General features: G+C 69.0%; 20 protein-coding genes. 12 read left to right on the forward strand and 8 right to left on the reverse strand.

Annotated elements, in window-relative coordinates; translation table 11 throughout:
* Positions 1-9: 9 nt before the first annotated feature.
* The 10 genes from ACIPSJ_RS41720 (at position 10) to ACIPSJ_RS41765 (ending at position 8,256) form a co-directional block, all read left to right on the forward strand.
* Positions 10-1,224, forward strand: coding sequence for an acyl-CoA dehydrogenase family protein (locus ACIPSJ_RS41720; protein WP_401353812.1), 1,215 nt, complete (start codon positions 10-12; stop codon positions 1,222-1,224).
* Positions 1,221-1,997, forward strand: a complete 777-nt coding sequence (locus ACIPSJ_RS41725) for an SDR family oxidoreductase (RefSeq protein ID WP_401353814.1) — start codon at positions 1,221-1,223, stop codon at positions 1,995-1,997. Before ACIPSJ_RS41720 ends, ACIPSJ_RS41725 begins: the two co-directional genes overlap by 4 nt.
* Entirely contained in the window at positions 1,994-2,776 is a 783-nt protein-coding gene (locus ACIPSJ_RS41730) for an SDR family NAD(P)-dependent oxidoreductase (protein ID WP_401353816.1), read from the forward strand. The genes ACIPSJ_RS41725 and ACIPSJ_RS41730 overlap by 4 nt, the downstream gene beginning before the upstream one ends.
* The gene (locus ACIPSJ_RS41735; protein WP_401353818.1) at positions 2,773-3,639 is read left to right on the forward strand and encodes an enoyl-CoA hydratase/isomerase family protein; all 867 of its coding nucleotides are present in this window, start codon (positions 2,773-2,775) and stop codon (positions 3,637-3,639) included. The genes ACIPSJ_RS41730 and ACIPSJ_RS41735 overlap by 4 nt, the downstream gene beginning before the upstream one ends.
* Before the next feature lie 101 nt (positions 3,640-3,740).
* A complete protein-coding gene (locus ACIPSJ_RS41740; protein WP_355721413.1) occupies positions 3,741-4,367 on the forward strand; it encodes a TetR/AcrR family transcriptional regulator in 627 nt (208 codons plus the stop codon).
* A gap of 153 nt (positions 4,368-4,520) precedes the next feature.
* Positions 4,521-4,853 carry a nuclear transport factor 2 family protein gene (locus tag ACIPSJ_RS41745; protein ID WP_359218500.1) on the forward strand — a complete coding sequence of 111 codons (333 nt, stop codon included), beginning with the start codon at positions 4,521-4,523 and terminating at the stop codon, positions 4,851-4,853.
* Complete coding sequence (locus ACIPSJ_RS41750; protein ID WP_359218502.1) at positions 4,850-5,230, forward strand: nuclear transport factor 2 family protein; 381 nt, start codon at positions 4,850-4,852, stop codon at positions 5,228-5,230. The genes ACIPSJ_RS41745 and ACIPSJ_RS41750 overlap by 4 nt, the downstream gene beginning before the upstream one ends.
* Before the next feature lie 28 nt (positions 5,231-5,258).
* Positions 5,259-5,579 (forward strand): EthD family reductase, encoded by a 321-nt coding sequence (locus ACIPSJ_RS41755; protein ID WP_355721404.1) that lies wholly within the window; start codon positions 5,259-5,261, stop codon positions 5,577-5,579.
* Between the two features lie 68 nt (positions 5,580-5,647).
* The gene (locus tag ACIPSJ_RS41760; RefSeq protein ID WP_401353821.1) at positions 5,648-7,204 is read left to right on the forward strand and encodes a class I adenylate-forming enzyme family protein; all 1,557 of its coding nucleotides are present in this window, start codon (positions 5,648-5,650) and stop codon (positions 7,202-7,204) included.
* Complete coding sequence (locus ACIPSJ_RS41765; protein WP_401353823.1) at positions 7,201-8,256, forward strand: MBL fold metallo-hydrolase; 1,056 nt, start codon at positions 7,201-7,203, stop codon at positions 8,254-8,256. Before ACIPSJ_RS41760 ends, ACIPSJ_RS41765 begins: the two co-directional genes overlap by 4 nt.
* Positions 8,257-8,274: 18 nt before the next feature.
* Here the strand turns inward: ACIPSJ_RS41765 and ACIPSJ_RS41770 are convergent, their stop codons facing one another.
* From ACIPSJ_RS41770 to ACIPSJ_RS41785, 4 genes are all read right to left on the reverse strand, one after another.
* Positions 8,275-9,024: an SDR family NAD(P)-dependent oxidoreductase gene (locus ACIPSJ_RS41770; protein ID WP_401353825.1), complete on the reverse strand. Its 750-nt coding sequence runs from the start codon at positions 9,022-9,024 to the stop codon at positions 8,275-8,277.
* Positions 9,025-9,069: 45 nt separating this feature from the next.
* A complete protein-coding gene (locus tag ACIPSJ_RS41775) occupies positions 9,070-9,873 on the reverse strand; it encodes an SDR family NAD(P)-dependent oxidoreductase (RefSeq protein ID WP_401353827.1) in 804 nt (267 codons plus the stop codon).
* Positions 9,874-10,410: 537 nt separating this feature from the next.
* Positions 10,411-11,529: a fatty acid desaturase family protein gene (locus ACIPSJ_RS41780; protein ID WP_401353829.1), complete on the reverse strand. Its 1,119-nt coding sequence runs from the start codon at positions 11,527-11,529 to the stop codon at positions 10,411-10,413.
* A gap of 7 nt (positions 11,530-11,536) precedes the next feature.
* Entirely contained in the window at positions 11,537-12,592 is a 1,056-nt protein-coding gene (locus ACIPSJ_RS41785) for a ferredoxin reductase (protein ID WP_401353830.1), read from the reverse strand.
* 86 nt (positions 12,593-12,678) lie between these two features.
* Between ACIPSJ_RS41785 and ACIPSJ_RS41790 the strand changes: the two genes are divergently transcribed.
* Positions 12,679-13,818 (forward strand): helix-turn-helix domain-containing protein, encoded by a 1,140-nt coding sequence (locus ACIPSJ_RS41790; RefSeq protein WP_355727322.1) that lies wholly within the window; start codon positions 12,679-12,681, stop codon positions 13,816-13,818.
* A gap of 470 nt (positions 13,819-14,288) precedes the next feature.
* Positions 14,289-14,627, forward strand: coding sequence for a thioredoxin family protein (locus tag ACIPSJ_RS41795; RefSeq protein ID WP_401353832.1), 339 nt, complete (start codon positions 14,289-14,291; stop codon positions 14,625-14,627).
* Between the two features lie 388 nt (positions 14,628-15,015).
* Here the strand turns inward: ACIPSJ_RS41795 and ACIPSJ_RS41800 are convergent, their stop codons facing one another.
* The 4 genes from ACIPSJ_RS41800 to ACIPSJ_RS41815 form a co-directional block, all read right to left on the reverse strand.
* Complete coding sequence (locus ACIPSJ_RS41800; RefSeq protein ID WP_401353834.1) at positions 15,016-16,332, reverse strand: tetratricopeptide repeat protein; 1,317 nt, start codon at positions 16,330-16,332, stop codon at positions 15,016-15,018.
* 212 nt (positions 16,333-16,544) lie between these two features.
* A complete protein-coding gene (locus ACIPSJ_RS41805) occupies positions 16,545-17,822 on the reverse strand; it encodes a hypothetical protein (RefSeq protein WP_401353836.1) in 1,278 nt (425 codons plus the stop codon).
* Positions 17,819-18,217, reverse strand: a complete 399-nt coding sequence (locus tag ACIPSJ_RS41810) for a hypothetical protein (protein ID WP_401353838.1) — start codon at positions 18,215-18,217, stop codon at positions 17,819-17,821. Before ACIPSJ_RS41810 ends, ACIPSJ_RS41805 begins: the two co-directional genes overlap by 4 nt.
* Before the next feature lie 85 nt (positions 18,218-18,302).
* Complete coding sequence (locus tag ACIPSJ_RS41815) at positions 18,303-18,734, reverse strand: ATP-binding protein (protein ID WP_401354058.1); 432 nt, start codon at positions 18,732-18,734, stop codon at positions 18,303-18,305.
* Between the last annotated feature and the right edge of the window lie 21 nt (positions 18,735-18,755).

Here is an 18,755-nt window from a genome sequence, read left to right on the forward strand (position 1 = left end):
AGCGCCACCATGGATTTCGGACTCTCCCCTCGGGCCGACGAACTCCGTTCGCGCATGGCCGCGTTCATGGAGGAGTACGTCCTGCCCGCCGAACCCGTCTACGATCGGCAGCTCGCCGAGGCGGGCGACCCACACGAACTGCCCCAGGTCATGCGTGAGTTGAAGGAGAAGGCGCGCGCCGAAGGCCTGTGGAACCTCTTTCTCGCACACGGCGGCCTGGGCGCGGGCCTCACCCATCTCGAATACGCGCCGCTCGCCGAGCTGGCCGGACGGTCGGTGATCGGGCCCGAGGTGTTCAACTGCTCCGCCCCCGACACCGGCAACATGGAACTGCTCGCCCTCTTCGGCACACCGGAGCAACAAGAGCGCTGGCTGCGGCCGTTGCTGGCCGCCGAGATCCGGTCCTGCTTCGCCATGACCGAGCCCGCGGTGGCCAGCTCCGACGCGCGCAACATCCGCACCCGGATCACCCGGGACGGCGACGAGTACGTCGTCAACGGACACAAGTGGTACACGTCAGGGATCCTCGACCCGGACTGCCGGCTGATCATCCTCATGGGAGTCACCGACCCCGACGCACCGACGTACCGGCAGCAGAGCATGCTGCTGATCCCCCGCGACACCCCCGGCATCACTGTCCTGCGCGATCTGCCGATGTTCGGCTACACCGACCGCTGCGGCCACGGCGACGTGCTCTTCGAGAACGTACGGGTGCCGGCGTCGGCGATGCTGGGCGGCGAGGGAGAGGGATTCGCACTAGCCCAGGGACGCCTGGGTCCCGGACGCATGCACTACGCCATGCGCGCGGTCGGATTCGCCGAACGGGCACTGGAGTTGATGTGCCGCCGGACTCTCACCCGCACCGCCTTCGGCGGCACGCTCGCCGAACAGGGCGTCGTGCGCGAATGGATCGCCCGCAGCCGCATCGAGATCGAGCAACTGCGGCTGCTGGTCCTCAAGGCGGCCTGGCTGATGGACACCTCGGGCAACGCCGCCGCCCGCACCGAGGTCGCCGCGATCAAGGTGGCCGCACTGGAGGTCGCCCACCGGGTGGTCGACAGGGCCGTCCAGGCACACGGCGCCGCGGGGGTCAGCGACGACACCGTACTGGCACGGCTGTACGCGATCACCCGGGCGCTGCGGATCGCCGACGGACCGGACGAGGTGCATCTACGGACGGTCGCACGGCGTGAACTGGCCAAGTACCCGGAGGAATCGGCGTGAACGGACAGCAACTCCAGGGGCAGGTCGCCCTGATCACCGGCGGCTCGCGGGGCATCGGCCTCGGCATCGCCCGGGCCTACCGGGAGGCGGGCGCCCATGTGGTCATCGCCGCCCGGAAGCCGGCCGGACTGGCCGCGGCGCGCGAGGAACTGCTGCGGGTCAAGGGGGACGGCGAGGTCCGTGAAGTCGTCGCCAACGCGGGGGAGCCCGAGGACGCCGAGCGCTGCGTCGAGGAGACCGTGTCCCGCCTCGGCGCGCTCGACATCCTGGTCAACAACGCGGCCACCAACCCCTACATGGGCGACCTCCTCGACCTCGACCTGCCGCGCGCCGAGAAGACCGTCCGGGTCAACCAGTACGGCATGGTCGCCTGGACCCGATGCGCCTGGCGGGCGTGGATGAGCGAGCACGGGGGAGCGGTCGTCAACATCGCCTCCGTCGGGGGACTGGTCGTCGACCCCCACATCGGCTGGTACAACGCCACCAAGGCGGCCATGCTGCACATGACCCGGCAACTCGCCTACGAACTCGGACCGAAGGCGCGGGTGAACGCGATCGCACCCGGCCTGATCAAGACCGAACTGGCCCGGGCGGTCTGGGAACCGAGGGAGCCTATCCTCACGGCCAGGCTGCCGCTTCGCAGACTCGGGACGGTGGAGGACGTGGCCCACGCGGCCCTCTTCCTGGCCTCCGGGGCCTCCTCCTGGATGACGGGACAGACGCTGGTCCTGGACGGTGGGGCGACCGTGCTGCCGATCGGGGTGGAGGAGTGAGCCCCGCCCCCCATCCGGTGGCGGAGCTGTTCTCGCTGCACGGGCGGACCGCCGTGGTCACCGGGGCGTCGTCCGGCCTCGGGGCCCGGTTCGCCACCGTCCTGGCGTCGGCCGGCGCGACCGTCTACGCCGCCGCCCGTCGCCTGGAGAAGCTGAAGCGGATCGCCGACGAGGACCCGCGTATCCATCCCGTCGGCTGCGACGTCTCACAGGAGGCGGACCGCGTGCGGCTGATGGAGACGGCACTGGACGAGAGCGGACGTATCGACGTCCTCGTCAACAACGCGGGCGCGCCCGGTGCCGTACACGCCGCGGACGAGAGCGCCGACGACTTCGCGGACGTCCTGGCCGTGAACCTCGTGGCCCCCTTCCACCTCGCACGGCTGCTGACCGAGGTCCCGCCTTCCGGTTCCGGTCGTTCGCGTTCGGTCGTGAACGTCTCGTCCGTCCTGGGGCTGGTCTCCGGCGCCCCGCTGGGCGGTGCGGCCTACGCCGCGTCCAAGGCCGGGCTCGTCGGGCTGACCCGGGAACTGGCCGGACAGTGGGGCGCGACGGGGGTGCGGGTCAACGCGCTCGCGCCCGGGTGGTTCCGCTCGGAGATGACCGAAGGGCTGTTCGCCGACGAGCGGTCCCGCCGCTGGGTCGAGCGCGGCACCATGCTGGGGCGCGGCGGTGAGCAGGGGGAACTGGACGGGGCACTGCTCTATCTGGCGTCGGACGCGTCGTCGTACTGCACCGGGCACGTCCTGACCGTGGACGGCGGGTGGACGGCGCGATGAGGGCTGACGATGCGATGCGGGTTTCGGTCGAGGTGGTGGGTGACGGGCTGGCGCGGGTGGAGATGTGTCGTGGGGCAGGCAATGCGATCGACCTGGCGATGGCACGCGGGCTGCTCGACGCCGCGCGGGAGTGCGAGAAGGCGCGGGCGCGGGCGGTGCTGCTCACCGGGCGGGGACGGTCCTTCTGCGTCGGCGGTGATCTGAAGGAGTTCGCCGCGCTGCCCGGAGAACGCCTCGCGGCGCACCTCACGGACGTCACCGACGCGCTCCACGGGGCACTGCGGATCCTCGCCGGGCTGGACGCCCCGCTGGTGGTCGCCGTGCAGGGGGCCGTCGCGGGCGCCGGGCTGGGGCTCATGGCGGCGGCGGACGTGAGTCTCGCGGCGGCCGACGCCGGCTTCACGGCCGCGTACACCGCGATCGGGTACACGCCGGACGCCGGGGTCAGCTGGTCGCTGCCCCGGCTCGTCGGACCGCAGCGGGCCGCGGACCTGCTGCTGACCAATCGCCGTGTCACGGCTGCCGAGGCGGTGCAGATGGGTCTGGTGAGCCGGGTCGTCTCGTCGGAGCGGCTGATGGCGGAAGCGGTGCGGACGGCGGGCGACCTGGCGCACGGTTCCACGGTCGCGTACGGGGCGACGCGACGGCTGGTCCGAGGGGCGTTCTCCATCGGGCTGGCCGAACACCTCGACGCGGAGGCGCGTCAGCTGGCCGCCGCCGCGGTGTCCTCGGAGGGCCGGGAAGGAGTGGCGGCGTTCCTCGCCGGGCGCCGCCCCGACTTCTCCCGGCACGAGGCCGCGCCGCCCGAGCCACCGCGTCCCGGGCCCGAGCGACCCGGCGCGGTCCGGCGGGACGGTGCGTGACGGATCCGCCCGGACCTCGATTCGTACCCGACTTGAACTTGGGTCTAGTCTCGGACGACCGGACGGTGATCGGTACGGTCCGTCAAGGAGAGGGAGAGACGATGGCGAGGGCACGGATCGTGGATCCGGAGGAGGGGCCCAGGTCGAAGCGCGGGGCGATCCTCGTGGCCGCCGTGGAGCGGTTCGGGGAGGACGGCTACGAGAACACCAAGTGGTCGGAGGTCGCGGACCGGGTGGGCATCGGGCAGACGGCCCTCTACCACTACTTCGAGTCCAAGGCCCACTGCCTGCTCACCATCATGCGTCTGGAGCTCCAGCGCTCGCACGACCAGTTCGTCGAGGCCACGGGCGAGGAGACGGACCCCGTGGAGGAGCTGCGCGCCGCCGTCCGGGCGGCGTTCGCGGTGAGCGAGCAGGAGATCCGGCAGATGCGCATCCTGCAGGCCAACATGTCGCTGCTCGCCAACCCCCGCAAGTCCAAGCGCGAGGAGACCGAGCGGGTCGCGGCCCGCCAGCTGGTGCAGATGGTCGAGCGGGACTGGACGAGCCTGCTCATGCGCGGCATGTCGAAGGGCGCCTTCCCGGTCCGGGACGCCCACACCCTCGGACTCGCGGTCCTCGGGATGATCGTCAGCGTCTGGCGGTGGTACCGCCCGACAGGCGCGATCCCGCTGTCGGAGATCAGCGAGATGATCGAAGGGTGTGTGGTGCGGATGGTCGCGGAGTAGCCCCGCGCCACAAGGTCACGTCCTGCCCATTGTCGGCGGCAGGGCAGCGGCCTTACAGTCAAACTGAACTGAACTCAGGTTGCTTCATGTGGTTCACGCCTGTCGGCTCATGGCGCTGAGAGAGAGCGATCAGCAATGGTGCTTCGCGAATACATGGCCAGAATGGACGGCCAGGACCCGGAAAAGGCCCTCGAACTCCTGGAACCCGGCTTCCGGTTCCTCATCTCCCTCCCGGGCGGGCAGCGCACGGGTACCTCCCGCGAGGACTTCGCGGGCTACATCGCCGGGCGGAACGCGGTGGACCGCAGGCACGAGATCGTGCGGTACGCGGTCGACGGCGACGTCGAGACGGCGTACGGCTTCGTCGTCGACGAGGGCGTGACGACGGGGGCGTTCCTGTCCGCCGTACAGGTGTCGGCCGGCGGACTGATGGCGAGCTACCAGTCCTTCTTCACGCCCGACTTCGACCTCGTGGACCGGCCGTGAGCGCCCCGTCCACGTCCGCCGCCCCGTTCCTGACCACTTGGTTCGGGATCCTGGACAGCGACGACGCCGACCGCATCCTCGACCTGATCAGCGACGACTTCTCCTTCTCCATCCTGTTCTCCACCGGAGGCGACACCGGCACCGACTTCCACGGCGGCCGGGCCGCGCTGGAGGGGTACCTCGCCCAGCGCACGGTGGGCGTCCGCACCCACCACCTGCTCACCGCGTCCACCGTCGGCCTCGACGAGCTGTACCTCGGCGAGGTGCGCAGGTCCGGTGCACCCGAGGCGACGTTCGTGGCCTCCGCCCGGCTGGACGACCAGGGCCGGGTACGACGGCTGCTGATCGGGCGCTCGCCCGCGGTCCTGTTCACCTGAAATGGCGCGATGCCCGAGGAGGGGCACCATGTACAACCTCGTCCTGCTGGCCGCCCGGCCGCCCGAGTGGACCCACGAACGGTTCATCGCATGGTGGCGCGGTGAACACGCCGAACTCACCCGGCACCTGCCCGGCCTCAGATCCTGGCGGCACACCGACATCGACACGGCCCTCGAACCACGCTCCGAGGGATGGGACGGTGTGTCCGTCCTGGGCTTCGACAGCGCCGAGGACCTGCGCGAGGCCCTGCGGAGCCCGGAGTGGGCGGCGGCCGTCGCCCAGGTCGGCGACATGCGCGGACGCCGGATCGCCGTCATGGGCGGCGAGATGGAGATGTACGGCGGCTGAGCGCGCCGGCGCGGCCCACCGCCTTCCCTGAACTGAATGAATCCCTTCGCAACGAGGCGAGGAAGTGGATGCGACAGACAGTGCGGGAGTTCCACGAACGGGCCGAACAGGCCGACTTCACCGCGGTCGTCGACGATCACGGACGCCACGGCGCGCGCGATCTCCTGCGCCGGGCGGCGGAGCTGGCCGAGGCGATGAGCCCGGACGGTACCTCCGGGACCACCCCGAACGGCACACAGGGCGGCACCGTCCTCCTCCAGGCCGACAACTCGTGGCGCACCGTCGCGGCGACCCTCGCCGTCGGCCGGGCGGGCGGTGTTCTGGCCCTGGTCAACCGGCACACGACCCGGGCCGAGTTCACCGCCGCCGTCGAGGACATCAGGCCGGACGTCCTGATCGCCGAACCGTCCGCGGTCGAGGAGTGGCACGCGGACCGGGCCCTGCCGGACACACGGTCGGCCGAGGCCCTCGACGGCTGGGCGGTCCGCGCCGGCCGAGGGCCCCGCGATGTCTCCCGCTGGTCCGGAGGCACCGTCATCGGCCTCACCTCCGGCTCCACCGGCCGGCCCAAGGGCGTCGTACAGTCCGAGAGCGCCCTGCGGTACGCGTGCTCGTGCACGATCGACGTCAACGGCCTGCACGCCGGGGACGCCGTGGCCGCCGTCGTGCCGCTCTCCTCGACCGCCGCCTACTGCTTCGGTGTCTGTCTCGCGCTCATGCTGGGTGGACCGCTCGTCCTGTCCGGCCGCTGGGACCGCGAGGAAGCGCTCTCCCGCATGGCTGAATACGACGTCCGGTGGACCATGTGCGTGCCGACCATGGCCCTCCAGATGGGCTCGGCTGCCGCCGGCTCGCGGATCCTCGACGGAGTCCGCTCGATCACCGTCGGCGGCGGGCCGATGGACCAGGGCGCGCTCGCCCGCGCCGAGCGCTCGCTGGGCACGAGAATCCTGCGCGTCTTCGGCATGTCCGAGTGCCTCGGGCACACCTCGCCCCGGCCCGACGACCCCGAGGAGATCCGCCTCGGCCGGGACGGACGGCCGTTCCCCGGCACCGACCTCAGGGCCGTCGCCGCGGACGGCAGGATCCTGGGGCCCGGGGAGACCGGGCAGGCCCAGGTCCGCGGCCCCTCCCTCTTCCTCGGCTACGCCCGCGACGGCAAGGTCGAGCCGCCGGCCCTCACCCCGGACGGCTACTTCCCGACCGGAGACCTGCTGGTGACCGGTGCGGACGGCACGGTGACCGTCATGGGCCGGGAGAAGGACGTGATCATCCGCGGCGGACGCAACCTCGACATCACCGAGATCGAACGTGCCGTGGCCGCACACCCCGCCGTGGCCCGCGCCTGCGTCGCCCCCGTACCCGACCCGCTCCTCGGCGAACGCGCCGCCGTGCTCGTCGTGGTCGAGGACGGCAGCGGTGAACTCGGCCTCGACGAGATCACCGCCCACCTCGCCCGCACCGGCCTCTCCAAGGCCAAATGGCCCGAATTCGCTTTCACGGTCAGCGAGTTGCCGCAGACGACCGTCGGCAAGCTCGACCGTTCGGGAGCCCGCAGGCTCGCCCACGACCTGCACACCGGGCTCGCCGCACACCCCGGACAACACCGGCAAGGAGATGCATGACCACCCCCACGACCCGCACCCCCCGCTTCGACCGCGGCCGTTGGGCGCAGGGCGGACCCGAGACCGTACACCCCGGCGTCCACCGCGTTCCCCTCCCGCTGCCGGAGGACGGACTGCGGGCCGTCAACGTCTACGCGCTCGAAGGACTCACGGACGACGGACTGGTGCTGATCGACGGAGGCTGGTCGATCCCGGAGTCGCGCAAGGCCCTTGAGGACGCCCTGGCCGAACTCGGCCACGACCTGGGCGAGATCAGCCATATCCTCGTCACGCACATCCACCGTGACCACTACACCCAGGCCGTCGAACTCCGCAGGCTGCTGGGCTCCCGGGTCTACCTCGGCGCCCGCGAGCGGCGCGGCCTGGAGCTGCTGGGGGAGTTGCGCACGGACGAACCGGTCAGTTCGCTCGCCACACTGCGCCGGGCCGGCGCCCACGATCTCGTCGAGCGCCTCACCGCCATGTACCGCGGGGACTTCGACGCCACCGTGTGGGAGGCACCGGACCGCTGGCTGCGGGCGGAGGAACTCCGCTTCGGGGACGCGAGGTTGACGGTGATCCCCACCCCCGGCCACACCCAGGGGCACGTCGTCTACCTCGACCGGGCGCGCGGACTGCTGTTCTCCGGGGACCACGTCCTGCCGCACATCACCCCGTCCATCGGCTTCGAACTCGGCGGCCCTGCACTGCCGTTGGGCGACTACCTCGACTCCCTGCACCTGATGACGACGCTCGCCGACGCGCGGCTGCTGCCCGCCCACGGCCCGGTCGGCGACAGTGTGCACGCACGGGTCGGGGAGCTGCTGACCCACCACGACGACCGGCTCGGCGAGACCCTGGCCGCCCTCGGCGACCGTACGCGCACCGCGCACGAGGTGGCGGGGGAACTGGGGTGGACCCGGCGCAAGGTCGCCTTCGCGGAGCTGGGCGCCTTCGACCAGATGCTCGCCGTCAACGAGACGGCCGCGCACCTGGACGTGCTCGTGGCCCGCGGGCAGGCCCGGTGCACGGAGGCCGGCGGAGTCAACCGGTACGCGGCCGCCGGTGCCTGAGGCCGTCGAGCGGGCGGCTCAACGCGCCGTCCAGCCTCCGTCGACGTAGAGCTCCGAGCCGGTCATGAAGCTCGCGTCGTCGGAGGCGAGGAACGCGACGGCGGCCGCCACCTCCTCGGGCGTACCGAGCCGGCCGAGCGGTGTCCCCTCGACCATCGCCGTCAACCGGGGTGTCCCGCGCCACAGTTCCCGTGAACGCGGCGTCTCTATGAACCCCGGGTGCAGGGAGTTCACCCGGACGCCGCGCTCGGCCCAGTGCAGCGCGGCGTTCTTCGTCATCAGCCGTACGGCACCCTTCGCCGCGTGGTACGAGAACTGGGCGCCGAAGCCGCCGACCGTGCCGAAGATCGACGCGACGTTGACGATCGAGCCGCCACCGGCACGTTCGATCGACGGGCCGACGTGCTTCATGCCGAGCCAGACCCCCGTCTGCGTCACGCCCAGGACCCGGTCCCAGGAATCCATGGTCTCGCTCTCCACCGTGTGCATCGTGGCGATGCCGGCATTGTTGACCAGCACGGACACCTCGCCCAGCACACTGGTCGCCTGGGCCACCGCATCGCGCCACGCCGACTCGTCCGAGACGTCGAGGGCCAGCCCCAGCGCCCCGCCCCCGACCTCGTCGGCCAACTTCTCGCAGCCGTCGACATCGAGGTCGGTCACCACGACCGTCGCGCCCTCGGCCGCGAGCCGTCGCACGACGGCCTCGCCGATGCCTCCCGTCGCACCCGTCACCAGCGCCGTCTTCCCGGTCAGTCTCGCCTGCATGGGCCCCTCGATCCTCTCGGTGTTCCTCGGTCCGTCCGACGGTCGTCAGTCCCGTACGCCGAGCCAGGCGAGGGCGCCACCATCGATGACATACGACGACCCCGTGATGAACGCGGCGTCGTCGGAGGCCAGGAAGCACGCCAGCCTCGCGACCTCCTCCGGCCGTCCGAGCCGCTCCACCAGCTGCGGTGAGGTCAGTTCGTGCTCCATGGCGTCACGGTCCGGCGCGGCGGAGAGGTATTCCTGGGTCAGCCGGGTGTCGATGACCCCGGGGCAGAAGCAGTTGCAGCGCACCGGGGCCAGGTCGACGGCGGTGACCTTGGTCAGATGGATCACGCCGGCCTTCGTCACGCCGTAGGCGGGGGCGTTGGGAAACCCGGTGAGACCGGAGACGGACGCCGTGTTGACGATGGCAGGCCCGCGCGAGGAGCGACGCAGATACGGCGCGGCGAATTTGGTCGTCAGCCAAACCGCCTTCAGGTTGACCTCATAGACCGCATCCCATACCTCTTCCGGGAGCGAGTCGACGCCGCGTTCCGGCGCGGCCGTGAACGCCGTCTCGATCACCCCCGCGTTGTTGACGAGGACATCGAGACCCCCGAAACATCGCGCCGCGTGCGCCACCATGTCCGCGATGTCGTCCCGGACGCGCAGATCGCAGACGACCGCCTCGGCGCGCGCTCCGGCCGCCCGCACCAGCTCCGTGGCCTCGCAGGCCGTCTTCTCGTCCCGGTCGGCGACGACCACCGCGGACGCGCCCTGCCGGGCCATCTCCACGGCGATCGCCCGCCCGATCCCCTGCCCCGCACCGGTGACGAGCACGGTCTTGCCGTCCAACGAACCCACCACGAGTCTGCTCCCGAATCCCCGCCCCGCTACCATTACCTGAACTGAACTTACTTCACTTTGGCGAGTCTAGGTGGGAGGCCGGTACGCCACAAGGCTCGGGGCGGTCCCGCTTGCGGCGATCAGTGCGAGACCTGACACCGCCTCAGAACTGGAACCGCACGGACGGACGGGCCGTGGGCTTCGGACGGCAGATCCGGGGAGGGGGGTACTCGCCCGACCAGCCGGGCCGGCCATCGACACAGGGCGGGAGAGCGCGCGGGACTGCGTCGCGGCGAAGCTGAGATGCGCGGTGCCGTCGCCGCCGGCGACGTACACCACGGTCTCGCCGTCCAGCGCCGTCGCGTCCGGCCCACGCCGACGGAGACCAGGGTGTGTGCTGAGCTCTTGGCGCACGTCCAGGCGGCGCGGCCGGACACCGGCCTGCCCGGATCCTGTGTCGTGTGGTCTGACGCCGCGGCCGCCCACCGTACGCAACGGATCTCACCGGACCCGGCGGTGGCGCCGGTACGGCCGAAGGATCCGAACCGCTACCGGGAATCAGGCCGCGACGAGCTCCTGCTCGCGATCCGGCGTCTTGACCTTGGGCTTCTTGTTCGGCAGCGAGAGCCGGACGACCTTGCGCCACGCGGAGAACACCTGCTTGGGCAGCGGCCCGGTGACGTACTCCAGCTCGTACTTCTCGAACAGCGCGCGCACCTTCACGGCGACCTCGGCGTACCGGTTGCTCGGCAGGTCCGGGAACAGGTGGTGCTCGATCTGGTGCGACAGGTTGCCGGTCATGAAGTGCATGGCCCTGCTGCCGCTGATGTTCGCCGAGCCCATCATCTGGCGCAGGTACCACTGGCCACGCGTCTCGCCCTTGATCGACCGGCGCTCGAAGACCTGAACGCCCTCGGGGAAGTGCCCGCACATGATCACCGAGTGGGACCAGAGGTTGCGGACCAGGTTCGCGGTGAACGTGGCGGCGAGCGTGGGGAGGAAGGAGGGGCCCGACAGCAGCGGGTGGATCACGTAGTCCTTGAGGACCTGCTTGCGGATCTTGCGGCCCACGGCCCTGGCCCGCGCGCGGAACTCCGGGTTCTTGCGGCGGCGCTTGTGCAGGTTCTTGCCGAGTTCCAGGTCGTAGGCCGCGATGCCGTACTCGAAGAAGCAGGCGTTGATGAAGTTCCACAGCGGCTGGCCGAGGTGGAACGGGTGCCACCGCTGGTCCTCGTCGACGCGCATGATGCCGTAGCCGAGGTCGTTGTCCTTGCCGATCACGTTGGTGTACGTGTGGTGCAGCTCGTTGTGGGAGTGCTTCCACTGCTCGGCCGGCGAGACGTGGTCCCACTCCCAGGTGGTGGAGTGGATCTTCGGGTCCCGCATCCAGTCCCACTGGCCGTGCAGGATGTTGTGGCCGATCTCCATGTTGTCCATGATCTTCGCCACAGACAGCCCGGCGGTGCCGATCAGCCATGCGGGCGGGAAGATCGAGAACAACAGGACAGCCCGGCTGGCCAGCTCCAGCTTGCGCTGCGCGCCGATGACCTTGCGGATGTAGGCGGCGTCCTTCTCGCCGCGGCCGGCGATCACCTCGTCGCGGATCGCGTCCAGCTCGCGGCCGAGCTCCTCGATCTGCTCCGCGGTCAGGTGGGCGGTGGGGTCGATGGCGGTCAAGGTGTTCCTACCGTTCGATGTCGCAGGGGCCCGCGGCGGCGGACACGCAGGTCTGGATGAGGACGCCCGGCTCGGCCTCGGTGATGTCGCCGGTGCGCAGGTCGCGGACGGCGCCCGCCTTGAGCGGCGTGACGCAGCCGAAGCAGATGCCCATGCGGCACCCGGAGGGCATGAGCACACCGGCCTCCTCGCCGATGTCCAGCAACGGCGTGGCGCCGTCCGCGTCGACGGTCTTGCCGGTGGCGCTGAACGTCACCTCGCCGCCGTCGCCGGTGACGACGATGCCGGGACGGAAGCGTTCGGTGTGCAGGCGCTCCTGGACGCCGTGCTCGGTCCAGTGCTCCTCGGCGGCGTCGAGCAGGCCCGCGGGCCCGCAAGCCCAGGTCTCGCGCTCCGCCCAGTCAGGCACGAGTTCGCCGAGACGGGCGATGTCGAGCATGCCGTCCGTGGCGGTGTGGACCTCGGTGAGCCGCAGCTTCTTCTCCGCGACCAGGTCGTGCAGTTCGTTGCGGAAGATCACGTCGTGCGGCTGCGGCGCGCAGTGGACCATGACGACGTCGTCGAACTCGGTGTCGCGCAGCATGCCCATCACGGGCGTGATGCCGCTGCCGGCCGTCAGGTAGAGCACCTTGGCGGGCTTGGCCTGCGGCAGCACGAAGTCACCGGTCGCCTGGTCGAGTTGGATCAGCGTGCCCGGTGCCGCCCGACGGACCAGGTGGTTGCTGACCTTGCCGTCCGGGATCGCCTTCACGGTGATCGTGACGCGGCCGTCCTGGCGGTTCGTCGGCGAGGTGATGGAGTAGGCACGCCACAGGCGCACCCCGTCGACGTCGACCCCGATCCGCACGTACTGACCGGCGGTGTGGCCGCGCCAGCCCCGCCCCGGTCTGATCACGATGGTCGCGGCGTCACCCGTCTCGGGGTGCACGGCCTCGATGCGCCCCCGCAGGTCGGCGCCCGCACGCAGCGGGCTGACCAGGTCGAGGTAGTCCGACGGCAGCAGCGGCGTCGTGACCATCTCCAGCAGTTTCCACGCCTTGCTGCGGAGGGCTGTACTCGTCATGGTTCCAGCTTGCTGTGCCTCAGGGCGTAAGGTCCTGACCGCAGGACGTAAATCTGAACGGTAGAATTGTTCGCAGGGAATAAAACGTGAACCATGTGATCCGGAGGGCCAGCGAACTGGCCCTGGACGAGACGACGGTCACCGTGCTTCGGGCCGGGCTGAAGGCCACCGCCGACGAGGTCGTCCAGGCGATCATCGACGAGGTCCCTCCCTACGCCAACGCCCTTACGGGCCACATGGGCGCCACCATCCGCCGAGCCGTCCGCACCGCCCTGGGGCACTACCTGGACCTCGCGAGCGGGAACGCCACAGGCGGCGACGGCGGAGACGCGGCCTACGAGCTCGGCCGCGGCGAGGTGCGCGACGGCCGTTCGATGGACGCCCTGCTCAGCGCCTACCGCGTAGGCGCCCGCGTGGCCTGGCGGTGCCTGGCGGCGGGTGCCGTACCCGCCGGTCTGCCCGCCGCCGAGGTCGCCAAGTTCGCCGAGCTGACCTTCGCGTACATCGACGAGCTCTCCGCCGCGAGCGCCGCGGGCCACGCCGACGAACTGGCCGCCCGGGGCAGGGATCACGAGCGTCACCTGGAGCAGCTGGCCCGCGACCTCCTCGCCGGCGCGAGCCCGGACGTGCTGCTGGCCTCTGCTCAACGGGCCGGGTGGCAGCCTCCGGTTTCGCTGACCGCGGTCCTGCTGCCCGCCGCCCAGGCCCGGCCTGCCTACCGCGCGTTCGACCCGAGCACTCTCGTCCTCGACGATCTGCCGGACGCCACCGGTGTGCTGCTCGTCCCCGATGCCGACCGGTCACATCTCTTGCGGCAGCTGACCGACCGCACCGCCGTGGTCGGCCCGGCCCGGCCATGGACTCGTGCGTCCGCCTCGTACGCACGAGCCGTACGCGCGCGCTCCCTCTCCTCCGACGTGCGCGACACCGAGGACCACCTGCCCGAGCTGGTGCTGAGCGCCGACGTGGACGCGTTCGCGGACCTGCGTGCCCGAGCCCTCGCACCGTTGCGGACCCTGCCTGTGACGACCGCACGGCGGCTGGAGGAGACGTTGCGGGCGTGGCTACTGCACCAGGGCCGGCGGGACGAGGTGGCGGCCGCGCTGTTCGTCCATCCCCAGACGGTCCGCTACCGGATGTCGCAGCTGCGGGAACTCTTTCCGGATCTCGCATCGCCACACCGGGTCCTCGAACTGACGCTGGCGGTCGGTCTTCGGGTCGGCTGACGCGTACTTCGACCGCCCACGACCGGCGTCTGCGAGCGGTCCAGGAATCGTGCCCCGTTCTCGGTGCCGTCAGCGCCGTCAGCTGGCCGATGCGGCCCGGGCAAGACCGGTATCGGCCGGCTGACACCGGGTGCTGATGCGAAGACCGGACAAGGCCTCGGGCGGCCCGTCGGGGGCGCTGTCTCCGGGAAGCGCGGTGGCGGATACGGTTCCACTGCATCCGGTGGACGATGCGTACCGGCTCGCTGTGCCCTGGAAAACGGCTCCATGTCGTCGTAGAGGGCGCTGTCCTGGCACGAGCCGACCCATGGGCACGCGGTGGGCTGCAGCCGGGGACCATCATGGTTCTGCGACGACCCCGTGCCTCCCTTCCGGCAGGTCAGCCGAACCACCGACCAGGTCGGCCTGGCACACCGCGCGAGGGATGATGGGGATGCAATGGAGGAACGTACGTGAGGTCAGGAGCTTCCATGACGAAGCGGGTTCACCGGCCCCGTGAGGACGCGGAGTTCAATTTCATCCTCGGGATGAGCGGAGTTCCGGTCCTCGCATACTTCACCGGGACATGGCCCAAGGCGATCGAGCCCTGCCGGGCGATGGACCTCGTCGTGGGTGGCATCGCCGACGACTACACGGGCCGTCTGACGGTCGTCCGCGCCGACATCACACGTTGTCCGGCCGCGACCGAGCGATACGGGATCACCGGAGCCCCGTCCTGCGTCCTGCTGAAGGAGGGAGGGCCGGTGGCGCACAGCACGGGGCCCATGACCACCGCCGAGGTACGGAAGTTCCTGGACGACCACCTCTGAGCGGCCGCCGCCTCGACACCCCTCTGCGCGCTCTCCGTGTCCCCGAGACGGCCCCCACCTGTGGCATGTTCCGGTGCGGCGAGCGCTCGACGGCCGCCCGCGCGGGAAAGGGAACCGGATCGACCGTCGGACCGGGCACGGCAATCGGCCGAACCGTGGAAACGCCGGGTCGAGCAGTTTCTACTCTCCCCGGCGAAAGTAGAAATCCGTACCTCGACAGCGTTTGCACTCTGATCTGCTGAGACAACCGCATTGGGTGAGACCGTCGGATGCCGGGTGCAATGACCGCCGGTCCGACCGACGGTTCATTCGTCCGGCGTCCCGATGGGTGCCGGATTCCATGTCGGTTCGCCACCATTTTACTGTGTAGAGGAGTTGTGTGAGCTGGTCATGCGTCTGCCGTGGTGTTTCGCCGGGCGACGCTGGTAGCGGTTTGCGAGATCTCCTCCCATGTCCATGCCTGGGCTGGACCTCCGGAGGACGTCAAACCGTAACGGGCGAGCTGTACCGCGTCAGAGTGGCAGCCCTGCCTCTCAAGGACATTGAGTAGCGTACGGAAGGCGTCGTGGGAGTTGAGCTGGACCTGATTCCATGCCCATTCCCGTACCTCCTTGGTGAGACCCGCGTCTTGGAGGGCGCGCCAGGGAATGGCTCCCTTCATGCGACTGATGTGTGGGGCGACCAGGCGCAAAGTGTCTGAGCAGCGGAGGTCGTTCGCGATGTGGCGCAGCACCGTCCGCTGCTCATCCAGGGCGAGGCTGAGGAGGAGATTTTTGTCTTCACTCGTGTATTGGCCCAGGGCGACATGTTCGAGCCACGTCCGTAGAGCGATATCAAGCCCTTGCTCGGCACTGCGACGGAGCCACTTCCGAGCGTCCTGTGTGTGACCGGCTTGGTGCAGAATCTCGAAGAGTTTGTACTGTGGTTCAGCGGCACCATTTTCAGCCTCAGCACGCCAAAGGGTGATTGCCTCATCGATGAGACCATGATCGGCATACATGTCGGACAGCCTGCTTCTGGCATGCGGGTATCCGTCGCGGTTCAACTGTTCGTATACTGCGGAAGCTTCGGGGCGCCGCCCTGCCTGTGCAAGTGTCTGAGCCAATGTGAAGCGAGCATCCACCACGCGATGAGGGTCGATCGATGGATCGGTGATGAGGTCGGTCAGAGTGTGAGTAAACTCTTCGAGGAGCTCATGTCGCTCCGACATCTCCTCCAGCCTCCGCAGTGCTTTGCCGTAGTTGAGCCGCACTGCTTGGACAAGAACGTCATAGGCCTCGTCAAGGCGTCCGTTGTGTTCAAGCTGATCTGCGAGATCCCGGTAGGCTCCGCTGCCGTCCCTTTGAAAACTATGAGACAGTACTTCGATGGCCTCCTCGTGTTTCCCCTCCCTGACCAGCAATTCCGCATAATAGGTTGATATATGCCAATCTCCGCTAGTCGCCAGCTGTTGAAGTAGTCGCATCGCCTCGTCGTTCTTGCCTGCGTCCTCGAGTAGATGGGCGAGCATGCTGCCGATTTCTGCGTTGCCCTCGGCGTGAGGGGTCAACAACTGAATGGCGTCATGGCTTCGATCCGTCGACTGAAGAAGAAAGGCGAGGGCTCCTAACGAGCTTGTGTCACCGCGTTCTGCGCCAGGCGTCAACCATTCGATGGCTCGGTTAGCCATCTCCTCTTCGTGAAGCCTTGGTGCCAGGTCGGCCATGCTGTTGCGGTTGGAGGACTCCACTAGTCGTCGAAGTGCTTCGATCTGCTGCTCCGGATCCCCGTACTTTGTGAGAGTCCACCATGTCTCACTTGACCCCAGCTCTGCTGCTCGCTGTAGGTAGGGTTTAGCAAGATCGTACCGTTCATTGTCGACAATTAGGGTTCGGATTAGTCTCTGGACGGATGCGCCGTCCTCGCTCTCGGCTGCCCTCAGCAGTGCGATCGCTGCATGCCTCGGCTGCGTGTTTCCTCTTCGATCTTCAGTAGTTCCTGCGAATCTCTCGTGTGGGCAACCAGAGCGTCCCAAAGCTCGGGTGGTTCACATCGCTTGGGCTGATCACCGTTTTGTGCGTACTGGAGTAGGTAGTCGGCCAGCCGATAGAGGGGGCCGTCCGCGGCACGGGGGCGACCAGGATGGTGACGAACCGGCCGTAGGGCTGCCGTGCCACCGTGAACAGTGCGAGCTGCGTAGACCAGCGCTTGTTCGAGCCAGTCATCGCTGAGAGAGTCGAACTCTTCCTTGTCCAGGTAACCGGGGGCAGCGGCCTCGAGCAGTCCCATCGGCACGTGGACACCACAGCCGAGTCGCAGTACATCGATCGCCGCGTCCAGTACGGCTCGCGCGGGAGCCGGGGCGTTCTCGTAGCGCTTCACGAGTTCGGGCGCGCCGGCCAGGAATTGGGTGATGCGGCCGTCAGTGGTCTGATCGAGCGCGAGCGACAGCCGTTCGTCGGTATCGAAGGCAGCTCGGGCCGCCACCAACTGAGCTTCGGTGAAGGACTCCGCGACTCGTAGATCACGTCCTGCGAGGAGTTCACGTGCCTGGGTGTGCAGGTCTTCAGCGCCTTCGTCAGGCAGCGCGGTGAGGTTGTCCCAGTAGCGTGGCCACAATGTGCCCAGGACGAGGACGGGGCCGCGGGCAGGATCGGACAGCAGCGCGCGCACCTCGGCGGCGACTTGCTCCCCTGCATGTGCAGGAGCCAGGTAATGCTGTGTTTCGTTCAACCAGATCACGGTGTGAGGCTGAACGTGGCGCAGTTCCTTGAGGACCGCCTCAACACGCCCAGGATTGTAGGGGTGCCAAAGCCGCCACTCCGGTTGTGTGGCCAATGGCTGCACGGCCTCCCAGCAGGCGCGCGTCTTTCCCGTCGAGGACCCGCCGACGAGGATCATCATCCGGCTGTGACCGGCGCGCACCTCCTCGACGAGGGTCCGCAGCCGCAGATCGTGCGGTCGGGGCACGTAGACGGGCAGCACGGAACTCGACGGCGTGCCCATTTCGATCGCGTGGTGAACCTCTAGGTCCAGCGGATGACATTCAGAGATCGGTCTGCCCGGAACTACCGGTTCAGTCACTCCAGCGACTAACTCCGCAGGATAAGGGGTGACCTGGACTTGATTGTTGTCGCCTCGAATCACGAACCCGATGTCACCACCGGCCGCCGCCGAGTCGTTGGAGGCACTCACCTTCTTGCCGAAAGGACTCACGTCGTGTTGCCGTCTCCGCCAATGACCTCGCCGATGCTGCCCCCTGCTGCCACGCTTCCGAGCCCGTCTGCCTTGCTACTCGTGCCCAAGCCAGCCGCACTCGGTGGCGTCGGCAATGCCCCGGTGGCTCGATTGTTGTTGCCCTTCACGACACGGCCGATGTCGTTGCCGGCCGCTACTGCCCCATTGCTCGCCTCAACAGTCTCACGCGCCGATCTCAGCAGTGCCCATGCGCTCACCACGAAGCCTGCTAGCCCTACCAACGCGCCCACAATGGAGGCGACTTGATTCGCTGTCTCCAGATCTACGGCGAAGGCGACGGCGGTCAATCCAATGGCCGCCGCCGCGCACACCACCGCGACAAGAACGACTGCAACCCTCTTCCATCCCTGCATGACTCTATGCCTTACCGTCTCCAGCCGAGCAGAGCAACACCGACGCCAACTCGGCACACGTGTCTGGTGGCTGCCTGACAGCCCGTCACGGAAGGCCGGCAGTCATGCCTCGGCCCTGTCCTCCGGAGTTCCGGGCGCGCCATCGCGCTGATCCGCGCCGGCAAGCAGGCCAAACAGACAGCGGTGGAACTCGGCATCCGAGCTGGCGATCGTTCGGTAGGAGGGCGATGTCGTCAGCGATGACCAGGTCGGTTCGGGTGATGTGGCTGATGGCCTTCGAGACGGAGTCGTCGATGCGGTGCCGTCGTACCAACACGCGGAGGTCCTCGATGGTGAACCGGGCGACGGTCATCCCGGCGTTGACGGCTGCCTGCCTGAGGGCCTCGCAGAAGTGCGGCATTCCGGTGCCGGAGGGCCCGACCGCGCTGACATGATGCGCCCGTAGGGCGACCTGTTCCAGCGCGTCTGTAATGGGGTGTGGGTCGGGACGGGCATCGAGGAGGGTTCCTCGTTCCAGTTGTGGAAGGTTTTGCCGGTC

Source organism: Streptomyces sp. NPDC090088, assembly GCF_044747345.1.
GTDB lineage: Bacteria > Actinomycetota > Actinomycetes > Streptomycetales > Streptomycetaceae > Streptomyces.